The organism is Dietzia cercidiphylli, from assembly GCF_039531545.1.
Lineage (GTDB): Bacteria > Actinomycetota > Actinomycetes > Mycobacteriales > Mycobacteriaceae > Dietzia > Dietzia natronolimnaea.
In genome coordinates, this window is sequence record NZ_BAAAQG010000021.1 from 113,194 (window position 1) to 128,018 (window position 14,825).

General features: G+C 72.0%; 16 protein-coding genes and 1 pseudogene. 11 read left to right on the forward strand and 6 right to left on the reverse strand.

The window, feature by feature from the left end:
• Position 1: 1 nt before the first annotated feature.
• Both ABD250_RS18125 and ABD250_RS18130 read left to right on the forward strand, forming a co-directional pair.
• Positions 2–463 (forward strand): annotated as a pseudogene (locus tag ABD250_RS18125) (SRPBCC family protein); the annotation flags it as partial.
• A 45-nt stretch (positions 464–508) separates the two neighbouring features.
• On the forward strand, positions 509–1,198 hold the full coding sequence (locus tag ABD250_RS18130) for a dihydrofolate reductase family protein (RefSeq protein ID WP_422110539.1): 690 nt from the start codon (positions 509–511) through the stop codon (positions 1,196–1,198).
• On the opposite strand, the gene ABD250_RS16060 is transcribed toward ABD250_RS18130, so the two are convergent.
• The gene (locus ABD250_RS16060) at positions 1,137–2,129 is read right to left on the reverse strand and encodes a pseudouridine synthase (RefSeq protein WP_182659257.1); all 993 of its coding nucleotides are present in this window, start codon (positions 2,127–2,129) and stop codon (positions 1,137–1,139) included. The genes ABD250_RS18130 and ABD250_RS16060 overlap by 62 nt on opposite strands.
• Positions 2,130–2,182: 53 nt before the next feature.
• On the opposite strand from ABD250_RS16060, the gene ABD250_RS16065 reads away from it, so the two are divergent.
• A complete protein-coding gene (locus ABD250_RS16065) occupies positions 2,183–3,079 on the forward strand; it encodes an endonuclease/exonuclease/phosphatase family protein (RefSeq protein WP_344393278.1) in 897 nt (298 codons plus the stop codon).
• Positions 3,076–3,696 carry a DUF2238 domain-containing protein gene (locus ABD250_RS16070; protein ID WP_182617154.1) on the forward strand — a complete coding sequence of 207 codons (621 nt, stop codon included), beginning with the start codon at positions 3,076–3,078 and terminating at the stop codon, positions 3,694–3,696. Before ABD250_RS16065 ends, ABD250_RS16070 begins: the two co-directional genes overlap by 4 nt.
• Before the next feature lie 49 nt (positions 3,697–3,745).
• On the opposite strand, the gene ABD250_RS16075 is transcribed toward ABD250_RS16070, so the two are convergent.
• Positions 3,746–5,074: a cation:proton antiporter domain-containing protein gene (locus ABD250_RS16075; RefSeq protein ID WP_182659425.1), complete on the reverse strand. Its 1,329-nt coding sequence runs from the start codon at positions 5,072–5,074 to the stop codon at positions 3,746–3,748.
• A 97-nt stretch (positions 5,075–5,171) separates the two neighbouring features.
• On the opposite strand from ABD250_RS16075, the gene ABD250_RS16080 reads away from it, so the two are divergent.
• The 5 genes from ABD250_RS16080 to ilvD all read left to right on the forward strand — a co-directional run bounded on the left by ABD250_RS16080 (position 5,172) and on the right by ilvD (position 11,367).
• On the forward strand, positions 5,172–6,179 hold the full coding sequence (locus tag ABD250_RS16080; protein WP_182659426.1) for an LLM class oxidoreductase: 1,008 nt from the start codon (positions 5,172–5,174) through the stop codon (positions 6,177–6,179).
• A gap of 33 nt (positions 6,180–6,212) precedes the next feature.
• Positions 6,213–6,914, forward strand: coding sequence for an oxygenase MpaB family protein (locus ABD250_RS16085; RefSeq protein WP_182659427.1), 702 nt, complete (start codon positions 6,213–6,215; stop codon positions 6,912–6,914).
• A 90-nt stretch (positions 6,915–7,004) separates the two neighbouring features.
• Positions 7,005–8,378, forward strand: a complete 1,374-nt coding sequence (locus ABD250_RS16090) for a cryptochrome/photolyase family protein (RefSeq protein ID WP_344393336.1) — start codon at positions 7,005–7,007, stop codon at positions 8,376–8,378.
• 71 nt (positions 8,379–8,449) lie between these two features.
• Complete coding sequence (locus tag ABD250_RS16095) at positions 8,450–9,592, forward strand: PQQ-dependent sugar dehydrogenase (RefSeq protein WP_182659436.1); 1,143 nt, start codon at positions 8,450–8,452, stop codon at positions 9,590–9,592.
• Positions 9,593–9,642: 50 nt separating this feature from the next.
• On the forward strand, positions 9,643–11,367 hold the full coding sequence (gene ilvD, locus ABD250_RS16100; RefSeq protein WP_182659435.1) for a dihydroxy-acid dehydratase: 1,725 nt from the start codon (positions 9,643–9,645) through the stop codon (positions 11,365–11,367).
• 83 nt (positions 11,368–11,450) lie between these two features.
• On the opposite strand, the gene ABD250_RS16105 is transcribed toward ilvD, so the two are convergent.
• Together ABD250_RS16105 and ABD250_RS16110 are read right to left on the reverse strand one after the other, a co-directional pair.
• Positions 11,451–11,846: a VOC family protein gene (locus ABD250_RS16105; protein ID WP_179525623.1), complete on the reverse strand. Its 396-nt coding sequence runs from the start codon at positions 11,844–11,846 to the stop codon at positions 11,451–11,453.
• A gap of 32 nt (positions 11,847–11,878) precedes the next feature.
• Positions 11,879–12,565 carry a phosphate signaling complex PhoU family protein gene (locus tag ABD250_RS16110; protein ID WP_179525622.1) on the reverse strand — a complete coding sequence of 229 codons (687 nt, stop codon included), beginning with the start codon at positions 12,563–12,565 and terminating at the stop codon, positions 11,879–11,881.
• 162 nt (positions 12,566–12,727) lie between these two features.
• On the opposite strand from ABD250_RS16110, the gene ABD250_RS16115 reads away from it, so the two are divergent.
• Complete coding sequence (locus ABD250_RS16115; protein WP_259844327.1) at positions 12,728–12,862, forward strand: hypothetical protein; 135 nt, start codon at positions 12,728–12,730, stop codon at positions 12,860–12,862.
• Positions 12,859–14,004, forward strand: coding sequence for an acyl-CoA dehydrogenase family protein (locus ABD250_RS16120; protein WP_179525621.1), 1,146 nt, complete (start codon positions 12,859–12,861; stop codon positions 14,002–14,004). Before ABD250_RS16115 ends, ABD250_RS16120 begins: the two co-directional genes overlap by 4 nt.
• 66 nt (positions 14,005–14,070) lie before the next feature.
• Here ABD250_RS16120 and ABD250_RS16125 read toward each other — a convergent pair whose 3' ends face one another.
• Together ABD250_RS16125 and ABD250_RS16130 are read right to left on the reverse strand one after the other, a co-directional pair.
• Positions 14,071–14,349, reverse strand: coding sequence for a DUF7218 family protein (locus ABD250_RS16125; RefSeq protein WP_182658831.1), 279 nt, complete (start codon positions 14,347–14,349; stop codon positions 14,071–14,073).
• A gap of 5 nt (positions 14,350–14,354) precedes the next feature.
• On the reverse strand, positions 14,355–14,825 hold the full coding sequence (locus ABD250_RS16130; RefSeq protein ID WP_182609930.1) for a heme-binding beta-barrel domain-containing protein: 471 nt from the start codon (positions 14,823–14,825) through the stop codon (positions 14,355–14,357).

The window sequence follows — 14,825 nt, forward strand, 5'->3', positions numbered from 1 at the left end:
CATGGGGGACAGCAGGCGGGGTGACCCGACAGGGCCGGAGACCGCGGACCGCGAGATCGCCATCACCAGGTACATCGACGCGCCGCGAGAGCTGGTGTTCCGCGCGTTCACCGAGGTGCAGCACCTGGCGCGGTGGTGGGGACCGGAGGGGTTCACCACCACCACCCGGTCCTTCGAGTTCCGCGAGGGCGGCGTGTGGGACTTCGTCATGCACGGCCCGGACGGAACCGACTACCAGGAGCGGATCACCTGGCGCGAGATCGTCCCCCCGGAGCGGATCGCGCTACTGCACGGCGAGTCCGCGGAGGATCCGGAGGCGTTCGAGTCCGTCCTGGACTTCCGAATCGACGGCGGGGGGACCCGTGTCGAGTTCCGCACGGTGTTCCCGACGAGGGAGCTCCGCGATCGCGCGGCGCAGGAGTACCACGCCGTCGAGGGTGGCGAGCAGACCCTGGCCAACCTGGCGGCCCATGTCGCCGAGCTCGCCGACGCGCAAGGGGAAGCGGGAGTGCGGAGGCAACTGGTCCGGGTCCACAACTTCTCCGTCTCGCTGGACGGGTTCGGTACGGGGGAGGGGCAGTGCCTCGAGGCGCCCTTCGGTCACGCCGGGCACCGGTTGTTGGAGTGGGCGCTACCGACACGGACCTTCCAGGACATGGGATTCCACGGGGACCGCGAGGCCTCGGTGGGGGTCGACGAGGCGTTCGCGAGCCGGTGGAACACGGGAATCGGCGCGGAGATCATGGGCCGCAACAAGTTCTCCCCCACCCGGGGCCCCTGGGCGGACGAGACGTGGCGTGGCTGGTGGGGGGACACCCCGCCCTTCCACACCCCGGTGATCGTCCTGACCCATCACCCCAGGCCGACGCTGGAGCTGGACGGCGGCACCACGTTCCACTTCATGGACGCCGACCCCGCCGCGGCGCTCGACGCCGCGCGCGAGCTGGCAGGTGGCCTGGACGTCCGCATCGGCGGGGGAGCGAGCACGATCCGCCAGTTCCTCCGGGCGGACCTGATCGACCACATGCACATCGTCGTGGTGCCCGTCATCCTGGGCCGGGGGGAACGGCTGTGGGACGGGGTGGAGGGGCTCGAGGAGCGATTCCACATCGAGTCCACCACCTCGCCCAGTGGGGTCATCCACCTGAGCTTCTGGCGTCGCCGTACACCGGGGCCTCGGCCAACCTCAGGCGTGTGACGAATCGCCGGGGTTCACCCGAGAGCGGGTCGGTGAACGCCAGCTCCCTCGCGAGCAGCTGGAGAGGAAGGGAGTGATCATCCGGGATCTCCGGTAGCAGGTCGGGGTACCGGCGATCCCCCAGGATCGCGATCCCCAGTGCGGCCAGGTGCACCCGCAGCTGGTGCAACCGGCCGGTCCGGGGGCGCAGGATCGTGTGCAGCACCGGGCGCCCGGCCGCGCTCCTGCCGGCACCGAGGACGTCGACGAGGGTCTCGGTGTTCGGCGGGAGGTCGGGGCGGACGGCGACCCGTCGGTGGCCTCGCAGCCTCTCGAGGTGGTCGCGGTGGACGAGGGGGACCGGGCGTCCGGAGATCTCCGGCGTGTGCGGATCCCAGCCCGGCGGCCGCGTCGAGACCGCCTCGTAGACCTTGGCGACCTCTCGTCGTTCGAACAGGGTCTGGTAGGCGCCCCGTGTGGACGGGCGTGCCGAGAACATCACCAGCCCGGCGGTGGCGCGGTCCAGACGGTGGACCGGGGTGAGGTCGGGATTGTCGAGACGGACGCGGAGACGGACGAGTGCCGACTCGCGCAGGAACCCGCCCGTCGGGGTGGTGGGGAGGAAGTGGGGCTTGTCGATCACGACCAGATCGTCGCTGACGTGCACGATCTCCTCGCGGACGGGGAGCGGGTCCTCCGCCGGCACCTCGCGGTGATACCAGATGAACTCGTGTGAACCGAGGGCCGCCGTGGGGCCGACCGGGCGGGCGTCGGCGCCCACGAAATCGCCGGCGGCGAAGCGGCGGTGCAGATCGGCAGGGTCGAGGTGATCGAACCGCTCGACCACGTACTCGGCGATCGACGCCCACGGCCCGGCCGTCGGCACGCGGAGCCGCGTCGGTCCGACCCCGTCCCTCACGGGCAGGGGCGAGGGCATCGGCACGACCGCCATCCTCCCCAATAGACTGGGGATCCACCACCCGATCCGGATTCGAGGACCGCACGATGGCACCGCACGACCCCGGCCCCGCCCCGGCCGCGCGGCCCGAGCCCTCGTTCCTCATCGGACCGGTCACCGAACCGGACATCCACGTGATGAGCTGGAACGTCCGCCGTCCGGTCCCGGCCGTGGTGGCGCGCCCGTCCGACCGGTGGAGTCGGCGCGCCCCCGCGGTCCGCGCGCTCCTCGCCGCCGAGCGGCCGACGGTTCTCGGCGCGCAGGAGGTGCTGCGCGAGCAGACCACGGTGATGCTCGACGCCCTGGGCCCCGGGTACGCCGTGGTCGGCCGCGGTCGGGGCTCGGACGGAGGTGGCGAGGCCTCGCCGATCTTCTACGACTCCGGACGGCTCGAGTTGCTCGACTGGGACCAGATCGCGCTGTCCGATCAGCCCACCCGCGCGGGATCGGCATCCTGGGGGAACCTCATCCCCCGGGTCATGGTGTCGGCGGAGTTCCGCGATCGCGGGACCTCACGGAGCTTCCTCGTGATCAACACCCACCTCGACCCGTTCTCCGCGCGCTCCCGTCTGCGGTCGGCGCGGGCGATTCTCGACCTGGTGTCCGCCGCCGCCCCGTCGTCCGCCCGGCACAGTCCGGCGCTGGTGACCGGCGACCTCAACACGGGCCCGGCCGGCGCGGCGGTCCGAGAACTGGTCCGGGAGGGGACTCTGGTCGACAGTTGGCACAGCGCGCGGACCCGCGCGAGCGAGGAGTGGGGGACGTACACCGGCTACCGCGCGCCGCGGAGGAACGGGGCGCGCATCGACTGGATACTCGCCTCGTCAGCATTTAGGGTCACCCACGCCGCGGTCAACCCGCTGCGGCCCGGCGGCGTGTGGGCGTCGGACCATCTGCCCGTCCACGCCGTCGTGCGTCTCGACCGAGGGGGTGTCGCCGCGTGATCGACAACTTCCTGCGTCCCGCGGAGAACCGCGTGCGGATGGCGGCGGACGCTCTGCGGATCCTCGGGGCCCTCAGCGTCCTGCTCGCCCTGCTGCTGCACGGTCTCACGGACGCGGCCATCGTCGCGTTCGCCCTGCCGGGACTGATGCTCCCGCGCTTCGTCGGGATGAGGCCGTGGGCGGACACCGCGGTGTCGGTCACGTTGCTCGTCGCCGCCTGGAGCAACGTCTTCGACCTGTACACGCGCATCTGGTGGTGGGACATCGTGGTCCACTTCGCGTGCGCCGGAGCGCTGGCGGTGGTGACCTACCTGTTCCTCGCGCACCGCGGGATCGTGCCGGCACCGGGCGACGGGGGTGTCCCGGCCGCGGGGGCGGTGGTGCTCACCACCGCCTTCGGCCTGGCCCTGGGCGCACTGTGGGAGATGGTGGAGTGGTTCGGCCACGCCTACCTGACGGACCGGATCTACGTGACCCTCGACGACACGATCGGGGACATGGCCGCGGGTGGTCTCGGCGCCCTGGCCGCGGGTCTGCTCCTGGCCCACTGGCCCCGGGTGCTGATGCCGACCGACCGGCCCGGTCGCGTGTCCTCGGAGGCGGGGTCCCGCCGCTAGACGGTCGACCCGGAGACCGCTGCCCGGGTACCACCGCTGACGCCGGACCTCACCGGATGCCGTCCTCGTCGTCGTCGTTCCCCCGTGACCCCGGTGAGACGGGGTCCTCCGGTGACGGTGTCGTGGCGCCCGGCCGACGAACCGGGGCTCCGGCCCGCACCACCTCCGCCAGGAGGGGGAAGAGCAGGACGGTGACCGCCCCGGCCGCCACCAGGACGGAGGAGATCTCGCCCGTCATCAGACCGTTGTTCACCGCGACCTCGGTGACCGCCACGATGATCGGGAGACCGGTCGCCGCGTACAGACCCACCCTCGCCCGTTCCCGTGGACCGTCGAGCCCGGGGCTCGCGCGGGTGACGGTCTCGCCCAGCCACACCCCTCCGCCGCGGAGGACCAGCATGCTCACCACGGCCGCCACCAGCACCCACGGCGAGGCCGCCACGGCCTTGAGGTCGATGCCCATCCCCGACACCACGAAGAAGGCGGGGATGAACAGGGTGTAGCCGACGGTCTCCAGTTGACGGAGCAGGATCGCGGCGAGACCGCGGTCCGGGGCCTGGCCACCGCCGCGCAGGTGTGCCCCGAGGGAGTCGACCAGTCGGCGCAGGATCATGCCGGCGGCGAACGCGCCGAGCACCACGTCCAGACCGAACACCGTGGCCACGACCATCATGGTGGCCAGCAGCAGGATCACCGTGCGCATGGCCAGCTGTCCGGTGGAGGTGGTGCCCTGCAGGAGCGCCCGACCGAGCGCGGGGATGTGGAGCAGTCGGGCCGGCACCGCCAGGATCACCAGCGCGGCCAGTCCGAACAGCCCGACGGCCGCGATGGAGGACTCGATGCTGCGGGTACCGAGCAGCACCGCCATCACGAGGATCGGCCCCAGTTCCCCCACCGCGCCGTGGGTGAGGACCGCCCGGCCCACGGGAGTGCTGTCGTGACCGGAGCCCTTGAGGATGGGCAACAGGGTCCCGATGGCCGTGGAGGTGAGCAGGAGCCCGATCGCCACGGCGGTCTCCCAGCGGCCCGAGACCATCCACCCCACCGCGGCTGCCAGGATCAGGCTGACGACCCAGGTCCCGGCCGCTCGTCGTCCGCTGCGCCCGGTGAGGGTGGAGACCTCGAGCTCGAACCCCGCCAGCAGGAACAGCATCCCCAGCCCGAGCTCCGCGAGGAGCGCCACCCCGCCGGATTCCACCGCCAGGTCCAGACCGTTGGGGCCGATCACCATCCCGCCCACCAGGAGGAGCACCACGCCCGGGATGAACGAGCGGGTGACCCCGGACAGCACCGGTGCCGCCCAGACGGCCAGGACGATCCAGAACAGCGAGACGAGTTCGGTGGGGGACGCCTCGGCGGCCAGGAGGGTGGTGGTCACGTCCGGCCTCTCGCTAGGTCGATGAAGGAGAGCTTAGTCGAGCGGGGCGCGCGAGCCCGCCGACCGGCGTCGACCGGATCGTGCGAGGGTGGGGCACATGACCACCTCGCCGCTCATCGTGTCCGACGGCGACCCCCGGCGGCTTCCGGGCTTCCGTCGCACGTTCGGTGCGGGGCGCCTGACCCTGGGGCTGGGCTTCCCGCTGCGGACGCGCGCCGATCAGGGCGACGGCTCGGACATCAGCGAACAGATCGAGGTCGCCCGGGCCGCGGAGGCCGGAGGGTTCGCCGCCCTCTACGCGAGGGACATCCCGCTTCGCGTCCCGTCCTTCGGCGACGTGGGCCAGATCCACGATCCGTGGGTGTTCCTGGCGTACGTGGCCGCACACACCAGCCGGATCGCCCTCGGGACGGCGGCCGTCGTGCTCCCCGTCCGCCATCCACTTCACGTGGCCAAGTCGGCGGCCAGCCTGGACCGTCTCTCCGGCGGCCGGTTCCTGCTCGGTGTGGCCTCCGGCGACCGGCCGGAGGAGTTCCGCGCGTTCGGACTGGAGCAGGGGCGGAGGGGGGAGCGGTTCCGGGAGAACCTCACGGTGATGACCCACGCCCTCACCACCGAGATGCGCGGGATCCGCTGGTCCGGGGGGTGGATGCACAGCGCGGACGTGGTCCCCAAGCCCACCGCCTCGTCGGTGCCGGTGATCATGACCGGCTCGTGTCAGCAGAGCATCGCGTACCTGGCCGCCCACGGGCACGGATGGCTGACCTACCCGCGTGACTTCGACGCGCAGCGCCGGACCGCCGCGCGGTGGCGCGAGGTGGTGACAGCGAGTCGGGAGGGAGGATCCGACGACGACGAGGTGTTCAGTCCCTTCGGGCAATCGCTCCAGATCGACCTGGCCGAGGACCCCGACGAGGCGGCCTCGCCGATCGGCTTCGGATTCCGGATCGGTCACCGGCGTCTGGTCGAGCACCTGACGGACCTGCGGGGGATCGGTGTCAACCACGTCCTGCTGGGTCTCGCGGCGTCCCGCCGGCCGATCCGGGAGGTCGTCCGGGAGCTGGCCGAGACCGTCGTGCCCCACTTTCCCGCGCTCGACCACTAGCCTCACCGGCGGAACGGAGAGGCGGGACCACCCATGGCAGGCGCGGCCACCCCGGAACCCGGACTGTTCGAGCACCTCCGGTCCCGGCAGTTCCTGTTCATGTTGCCCCGCGCGGTGTCACTGCAGCTGATGCACCCGGCGATCAGTGCGGCGATGCTCGAGCACTCGCCCTCCCCGGGCTTCGTCTGGCTGCACAAGCAGCGATCGGTCCCCCCGACGATCGACATGGCGTTCGACCCGCATCCGGAGTCCTGGATACCGAGGCGCATCGTGGTCACGCACGACACCATCCGGGGAACCGACGCCGACGGCCACCGTTACCACTCACTGGACCCGCAGGTCTTCCACTTCCAACACGCCACGTACGTGGACTCGCTGTTCGAGACCATCACGAGATTCCGCGGTCCACTGGACGCCGGGGAACGCCGGTCGGTCTACGCCTCGTGCTGCAGGTGGTACCGCGCCTACGGCATCTCCGACGCACCGCTGCCCCCGACGGTCGAGGACTTTGACGCCTACTTCCGCGACCGGACCGGGGCGCTCGCCGTCACCCCGGCGCTCACGCGCTACCGCGGGCAGCTCCTCCGTCCCCGCCAGTGGTGGCCGGCCGCGGTCCCCGCCGGCGCCATCCGGACGTTCCTGCATCCAGTGGCCGCGCGGGCGCTCGGGGTGCGGCCGTCCGCGATCGATCGCGCGGTGTCCGCCGCGTTCACCTCGGCGTCCTCGCTCGGGTGACCGCGTCTGCCACAATCGAGCCACGGCGGCGGGGCCCGGCACGATCCCGGGGAGGGTACCCGCCCGAGGAGATCCGGAGGCGATGTGACCATCTCGATCCTGTGGTTCCGCCGCGACCTACGACTGGCCGATCACCCGGCCCTCCTGGCGGCCGTCGACTCCTCGGACGAGGTCCTGCCGGTGTTCGTGCGCGACCCCGTGTTGCTCGCGCGAGGAGGCGTCCGCGCGGAGCGGCTGGAGGCCTCGCTGGCCGCCCTGTCGGCGGACACCGGCGGCGCCCTGATCGTCCGCACGGGCGAGCCCGCCGCGGTGATCGCGGAGCTGGCGGAGACGGTGGGCGCCGATCAGGTGCACGTGAGTCGCGAGTCCACCCCCTACGGGCGCCGTCGGGACGACCGGGTGCGCAGGGCCCTCGCCGGCGACGGCCGGGAACTCGTCGAGACCGGGTCGCCCTATGCGGTCGGCCCGGGCAGGGTCCTCAACAAGTCCGGAGAGCCGTACCGGGTCTTCACCCCGTTCGCCCGGGCCTGGCACGACCACGGGTGGCCGGAGCCCGGCGACCGCCCCGACGACATCTCGTGGGCCGCGGACCCCGACTCGGGCGCGTCCGAGGACGTCGACCCCGGGCCGGGAGGCGCGGGGCGCGGGGGAGAGGCCGGGGAGCAGGCGGCCCTCGCGCGGTGGCGGGAATTCCTGCACGAGGACCTGACCTCGTACGGCGACCAGCGGGACCGGCCCGACCTCGACACGACCAGCCGACTGTCCGTGCACCTGAAGTACGGGGAGATCCACCCGCGCACGATCCTGGCCGAGCTCGCCGATCACCCCGGCTCGGACTCCGAGGGCGCGCGTCGGTTCGTCACCGAGCTGGCGTGGCGCGAGTTCTACGCGGACGTCCTGTGGCACCGGCCCCGCTCCGCCTGGCGCGATCTCCGGGACACGCTGGAGGGAATGGACTACGACGAGGGCCCGGAGACCGCCGCGCTCGTCGAGGCCTGGCAACAGGGGCTGACCGGCTACCCGTTCGTGGACGCCGGGATGCGGCAGCTGCGGGCCGAGGGGTGGATGCACAACCGCGTCCGGATGGTCACCGCGAGCTTCCTGGTCAAGGACCTCCACGTGTGGTGGCCGTCCGGGGCCCGGTACTTCCTCGACCACCTGCGGGACGGCGACCTGGCCTCCAACAACCACGGGTGGCAGTGGGTGGCCGGGACCGGCACCGACGCCTCGCCGTACTTCCGGGTGTTCAACCCCGTCACCCAGGGGGTGAAATTCGATCCGGACGGCGACTACGTGCGCCGGTGGATCCCCGAGCTCGCGCACCTGTCGGGCGCCGCCGCCCACGAACCGTGGCGAGCGGCGGACGGATACGACCACGGGTACCCCGAGCGCATCGTGGACCACGCCGAGGAGCGCCGCGAGACCCTCCGTCGCTACGACCGCGCCCGCGGCGACGGGAGCTGACGGGCCCGGCGGGTCACCTGCAGGGACCCGGCTCGGGGCCGGGCCGCCCGCGGAGCCGATACCGTGAGGGCATGCGACGACTCCTGGTCCCGGTAGCGGCAGCGGCCCTCGTCCTGACCGGGTGTACCGGCGGAACCGCCTCCGTCGACCCCGATGACAGGGCGGGGCAGGCGCCGTCCACCGCCGCCACCTCCGAGGACTTCCGCGTGACGGAGCACGGCGGGTTCGACGAGGGGTGGGCGATGGCCTTCCTGCCCGGTTCCGAGCACCTGCTCATCTCACAGCGCGGAGGTGAGTTGATGCTGCGCGATCAGTCCACCGGCGAGGTCGTCGAGGTCGCCGGGGTGCCGCCGGTCGACGACGCCGGGCAGGGAGGTCTGCACGACGTCGCCGCCGGCGCCTCCCACGCCGAGGACGGCGCCGTCTACCTCAGCTGGGTGCGCGACCATCCCGAGGGCGCGCAGGGCGTGGTGGGCCGCGGCATACTCGACGTGGACCGCGCCGAGCTGACGGACCTGGAGGTGATCTGGGAGCAGGACCCCGCCGTCGGCAACGGACACTTCGCGCTGCGCCTGCTCGTCCTCGACGACCACCTCTACGTGACCTCGGGCGACCGCCAGGAGCAGACCCCCGCCCAGGACACCGCCAGCAACCTCGGCGCAGTGGTCCGCCTGACCCTCGACGGGGACCCGGCGCCCGGCAACCCGTGGGCGGGGGACGGCGGCTCCTCCGCCGACCTCTGGACCATCGGCCACCGCAACCCCCTGGGCATCGCCGAGGACCCGGAGGGCGGGATCTGGGTGTCCGAGATGGGCCCCCGCCACGGCGACGAGCTCAACCTGCTCGTCGAGGGCGCGAACTACGGGTGGCCCCGGGCCTCGATGGGACGGCACTACGACGGCGGGGACATCCCGGACCACCGGGACGGTGACGGCTTCGTCCCGCCCGCCGCGTACTGGGTGCCCGCCATCTCCCCCGGCAGCCTCCTGATCTACGGCGGGGACCGTTTCGACGGCTGGAGAGGCAGCGCGCTCGTCGGCGGACTGTCCGGACAGGTGTTGGTCCGTGTGGAACTGCAGGACCAGACCGCGACCGTCGTGCAGGAATGGGACATGGGCGAGCGGGTCAGGGCGCTCGCCGAGGCCCCCGACGGGGCGATCTGGGTGCTCGAGGACGGCCCGGGTGGGCGCCTGCTCGAGCTGACCCCGGTCTGACCCGTCGCCTCTCCTGTGGCCCTCTCCCGTCCACCGCCTAGTCTGGCGGTATGACGCAGCAGACTGATCAGACGAGCACCCGCGACGGTGTGGACATCAAGCCCCGCAGCCGGGACGTCACCGACGGCCTCGAGAAGACCGCCGCGCGGGGCATGCTCCGCGCGGTCGGGATGGGGGACGACGACTGGGGCAAGCCCCAGATCGGGGTGGCCTCCTCGTGGAACGAGATCACCCCGTGCAACCTCTCGCTCGACCGCCTGGCCAAGGCGGTCAAGGAGGGCGTGCACTCCGGCGGCGGGTACCCGCTCGAGTTCGGCACCATCTCGGTGTCCGACGGGATCTCGATGGGTCACGAGGGCATGCACTTCTCGCTCGTGTCCCGCGAGGTGATCGCCGACAGCGTCGAGACGGTGATGAGCGCCGAGCGGCTCGACGGGTCGGTGTTGCTCGCCGGCTGCGACAAGTCCCTCCCGGGGATGCTCATGGCCGCCGCGCGCCTCGATCTGGCGGGCGTCTTCCTGTACGCGGGATCCACGTTGCCCGGCTTCGCGAAGCTCTCCGACGGCACGGAGAAGCAGGTCACCATCATCGACGCGTTCGAGGCCGTCGGGGCGTGCTCGCGCGGTCTGATGAGTCGCGAGGACGTCGACACCATCGAGCGAGCCATCTGTCCCGGCGAGGGGGCGTGCGGCGGAATGTACACCGCCAACACCATGGCGAGCGCGGCCGAGGCGCTCGGGATGTCCCTCCCGGGGAGCGCGTCCCCGCCCGCGCCGGACCGGCGGCGGGACGACTACGCCAAGGCGAGCGGTGAGGCGGTGGTCGAGTTGCTGCGTCGCGGGATCACCGCCCGCGACATCATGACCAAGGAGGCGTTCGAGAACGCGATCGCCGTGGTCATGGCCTTCGGCGGATCCACCAACGCCGTCCTGCACCTGCTCGCGATCGCCAGCGAGGCGGAGGTCGAGCTCACCCTCGACGACTTCGCCCGCATCGGCGCGAAGGTGCCGCACCTCGCGGACGTCAAGCCGTTCGGCGCGCACGTGATGACCGACGTCGACCGGATCGGCGGTGTTCCGGTGGTCATGAGGGCCCTGTTCGACGCGGGACTCCTGCACGGCGACTGCCTCACCGTCACCGGGCGCACCGTCGCGGAGAACCTCGCGGACATCGCCCCGCCGGACCCGGACGGGCTGGTGCTGCGCGCGATGAGCGAGCCGATCCACCCGACCGGCGGCATCACGATCCTGCACGGGTCGCTCGCCCCTGAGGGCGCCGTGGTCAAGTCCGCCGGCTTCGATTCCGATGTCTTCGAGGGCACTGCCCGCGTGTTCGAGCGGGAGCGCTCCGCCATGGACGCGCTGGAGGACGGCACGATCACCGCCGGGGACGTCGTGGTGATCCGCTACGAGGGGCCCAAGGGCGGCCCGGGCATGCGCGAGATGCTCGCGATCACCGGCGCCATCAAGGGCGCCGGGCTCGGCAAGGACGTGCTGTTGATGACGGACGGGCGGTTCTCCGGTGGCACCACCGGCCTGTGCGTCGGCCACATCGCCCCCGAGGCGGTGGACGGTGGACCGATCGCCCTGGTCCGCGACGGCGACCGCATCCGCCTGGACGTGTCCGACGGGACCCTGGACCTGCTGGTGGACGAGGCCGAGCTGGAGGCGCGTCGCGCCGGGTGGGAGCCGCTCCCGCCGCGCTACACCCGCGGTGTGCTGGCCAAGTACTCCAAGCTCGTGCAGTCGGCCTCGACGGGCGCGATCTGCCGGTGAGGCCCCGCGGCAGCAGGTGACACGCCACGGTGGCTCGCCCACCACCGCATGACCCGGGCTCACACCCGGGTCATGCGGTCGCCCTACTTCGCGTCGGGGTCCGGTTGGTGGATGCCGAACACGTTGCCCTCGGTGTCGAGGAAGTAGCCCTGCCACGCCATACCCGGCAGGGCGTGCTTGTCCATGGCCACCGTCCCGCCGGCGTCGAGGATCGCGCGGGCGGTGGCGTCGAAGTCCCCGCACCCCATCGTGAGCACCGCGCCGGCGACGGGCGATCCCGTCGCAGGGGTGTCGCCGTTGCGCTGCATGATCGCGCCGTTGATGCCCGGTTGGTCCTCGGGGCCGGAGGTCACGCCAAAGTACGGTGACCCGGCGAAGTCGCTCCAGTCCTGGTAGGTCCAGCCGAAGACGGCAGCGTAGAACGCGCACGCCCGCGCGGGATCGGAGGCGTGGATCTCGAAGTGGATGGGACGGGACACGGCGGGCTCCTCACATCGGAGATCGGATCGGGTCAGTCGAGGACGGTGCCGTCCTCGAGGTGGGAGAGCGACCCGCCCCCGGGCCTCTCACCCGTGGCGAGGTAGACCACGCGGTTGGCGATACTGACCGTGTGATCGGCGAACCGCTCGTAGTAGCGGGCGAGCAGCGCCAGATCCACCGCCGCGACCGAGCCGTGCGGCCAGTCCTCGGCGGAGATCTGCCGCATGAGGTCGGCGTGGAGGGAATCGACCGCGTCGTCCTCCGAATCGAGTGAGCGAGCGAGGCGGACGTCCTTGGTGGGGAGCAGCTGCCCGAGATTCCGGGCCATGGCCGAGTCCCGCTCCGCGAATTCGCGGATCGTCGGGACCACGGGCCCGGGGATGACCGGGTTGGGGTGGCGTCGGCGGGCGACGCGGGCGATGTGGCCGGTGAGGGCGGCCATCCGCGTGAAGTGCTCGACGATGTAGATGCCGGAGACCACCTGCCGCAGGTCGCGGGCCACGGGTGCCTCGAGCAACAGCAGATCGAAGGCGTGCTGCTCGCTCGCCTCGCGCAGATCCTCCACCTCGGCCGCGCCGTCGATGACCTCGGTGGCGGCGACCTCGTCACCCTCGAGCAGCGCCACGGTGGCGAGGTCGAGGAGTCGGTTGTTCATCTCGCAGAACCGGACCAGCTGGTCGGAGAACTCGTCGAGCTTGGTATGGAGGACGGTGCGCATCCCATGACTGTAGTGGTGGGGCGGGATCGCCGCGATCCCGTTAAGCCAGTGTTCACCGCCCGGGCGGTCGGAGTGGGGGTGCGGGCGTGGGGAATAGATGGACCCATCGGTCTGTTCTGCCCTGTCGTACGCACGTCGCCCGCGTCCCGGAAAGGACACCCGATGATCCCGTTCCCGTACGAGACCACCCGCTCCCGGGAGAGGCGACCCGGCCGGTCGGTGCTGATCGACGCGGACTCGATGGTCGGGGCGCGGGAGATCGGCACCACCGCCTCGCGTCTGCGCGGGCTGGCATGAGCGGGTCCGCGGCCGCCACTCTCACCCCGGACCTCGGGGCACCGCGGGCACGGCTCACCGCCGGGGACCTCGGCGCCGTCGATCCCGGAGCGCTCATCGCGGTGATCGATTCGGTCGCCGCGCGGGCGACGGCGCTGGACCGCGGGGACGCCGACCTCAGGCAGGACCTCTCCGCTCTCGCCGACCTCGGCCTCTTCGACGTCGACCGCACCCCGGTCGGCGTCGCCGCCACGATCATCGAGGCCGTGGCCACCGAGAGCCTGGCGGTGGCCTTCGGCGCCTGGGCGCAACGCATGACCGCCGCCTACCTCCGCCACGCGGCGGACCGGTCGGACGCCGCGTGGCGGACCTATCGCGCCGTGGCCACGGGGGACCGGCCCGGTGTGACCGGCATGGCCGTTGCCCAGCGCCAGGCGGTCGGGCTGGGCAGAGTCCCGATCACCGCCACTCCGGTCGACGGCGGCTACCGCATCGACGGCCCGGTTGCGTGGGCCTCCAACGTCTACGAGGACAGCACGATCGTCCTGGCCGCCAACACCGGGGACGGGCGCAGCCTCGTCCTGGCCTTCGAGGCGTCGACTCCGGGCGTGGACATGCGCAGCGCCCCGGATCTCCTGGCGCTCAACGCCACGGCCTCGACCATGATCGGGCTCGACGGCGTCGTCGTCCCCGACGAGCAGGTGCTGGGGGAGGACCTGGGGGACTTCCTGACCGGCGTGCGCCCGGAGTTCCTCGTCCTGCAGGCCGCGTTCTGCTCGGGTGTCGCGGCGCGTTCTCTCACCGAGGTCGAGGGACTGCTCGGCGGCCTCGGTGCGTTCTCCGCCGACGAGCACTCCGCGCTGGTGGACCGCCACGAGCACATGCACTCGGAGTTGCACCGACTGGCGTCGCGGCCGGGAGAGGGCGCTCTCGTCGACCTCCTCCTGTTGCGCCTGGACGGCGCCGAGATCGCTCCCGCCGCCACGCGACTCGAGGCCATCCTCTGCGGTGGAATGGGGTATGCGCAGGACGCCCCCGCCAATCGTCGGATGCGTGAGGCCGCGTTCCTCCCCGTCCAGTCCCCCTCGCAGTCCCAGCTGCGGTGGGAGCTCGACGGGCTGGGGGTGTCCCGGCTCGTGTGGCGGGGGGACGCGGCGCGCTGACGCACCGGGCCACACGCCGACGAGGGTGAGCGCGCGGCCCGCTGAGCCCGGCCCGGTGAGCCCGGCTCAGTGCTCCCGCAACGCCTCGATCAACTCGTCCTTGGTCATGGACGAGCGTCCCTCGATGCCGACCTCCCGGGCGCGGTCGCGGAGCTCGTCGACGGTCCAGTCCTCGTACGAGCCGGCCTTGCCACCCTTGTGGCCGACCTCGGACCGCGATCGCCCGGCCGAGGCGTTGGCGATCCGGGCGGCCTTCTCCTTGCTGGCGCCGTCGTCGCGCAGCGCCTCGTAGACCTTCTCGTCCTTGATGTTCGCGGATCGCCCGTCGTTCTTCTTCTCGGCCACGACGCTCAGACCCGCCGCATATCGGAGTGGAGGTGATGGGTCATCGGCTGTCCGACCGCGGCCATGGCGAAGGTGGTGACCAACCTGTCCCCGGTGAGTTCGTACCGGCGCCTGGTGGCGTCCACCTGCTTGGCGGTGGCGCTGTTGGCCACCCGGGCCTGGAATTCCAGGACGAGCGAGTCCGCCTCGGCCACGACGGTGCCCTCGGCGAGTTCGGTCTGTCCCATGGGCTGCGCCAGGATCAACTCGGCGGTCCCGGCCCCCGGGATGCGCAGATAACCCGTCTCGGTGTGCATGGGGGAGCCGTCCGCGCTCCACGACCGTTGGACGTAGTGCAGGAACGGCTTGCCGACATCAGTGAAGACCACCTCGTCGGTGTACGTGAAGTCCTCGATGGTGGGATACGACCCCGCGCCCTCACCCCTCCAGGTGCCGAGAAGTGCGGCGACGGGGGCGAGGGAGGGTGCCGGTTCCAT

Coding starts and splice junctions, on each gene's coding strand:
- ABD250_RS16130 (WP_182609930.1), bottom strand. CDS start 14,825: ATGGAACCGGCACCCTCCCTCGCCCCCGTCGCCGCACTTCTCGGCACC.
- ABD250_RS16085 (WP_182659427.1), top strand. CDS start 6,213: ATGGCAGGCGCGGCCACCCCGGAACCCGGACTGTTCGAGCACCTCCGG.
- ABD250_RS16120 (WP_179525621.1), top strand. CDS start 12,859: ATGAGCGGGTCCGCGGCCGCCACTCTCACCCCGGACCTCGGGGCACCG.
- ilvD (WP_182659435.1), top strand. CDS start 9,643: ATGACGCAGCAGACTGATCAGACGAGCACCCGCGACGGTGTGGACATC.
- ABD250_RS16095 (WP_182659436.1), top strand. CDS start 8,450: ATGCGACGACTCCTGGTCCCGGTAGCGGCAGCGGCCCTCGTCCTGACC.
- ABD250_RS16080 (WP_182659426.1), top strand. CDS start 5,172: ATGACCACCTCGCCGCTCATCGTGTCCGACGGCGACCCCCGGCGGCTT.
- ABD250_RS16060 (WP_182659257.1), bottom strand. CDS start 2,129: ATGGCGGTCGTGCCGATGCCCTCGCCCCTGCCCGTGAGGGACGGGGTC.
- ABD250_RS16115 (WP_259844327.1), top strand. CDS start 12,728: ATGATCCCGTTCCCGTACGAGACCACCCGCTCCCGGGAGAGGCGACCC.
- ABD250_RS16110 (WP_179525622.1), bottom strand. CDS start 12,565: ATGCGCACCGTCCTCCATACCAAGCTCGACGAGTTCTCCGACCAGCTG.
- ABD250_RS16065 (WP_344393278.1), top strand. CDS start 2,183: ATGGCACCGCACGACCCCGGCCCCGCCCCGGCCGCGCGGCCCGAGCCC.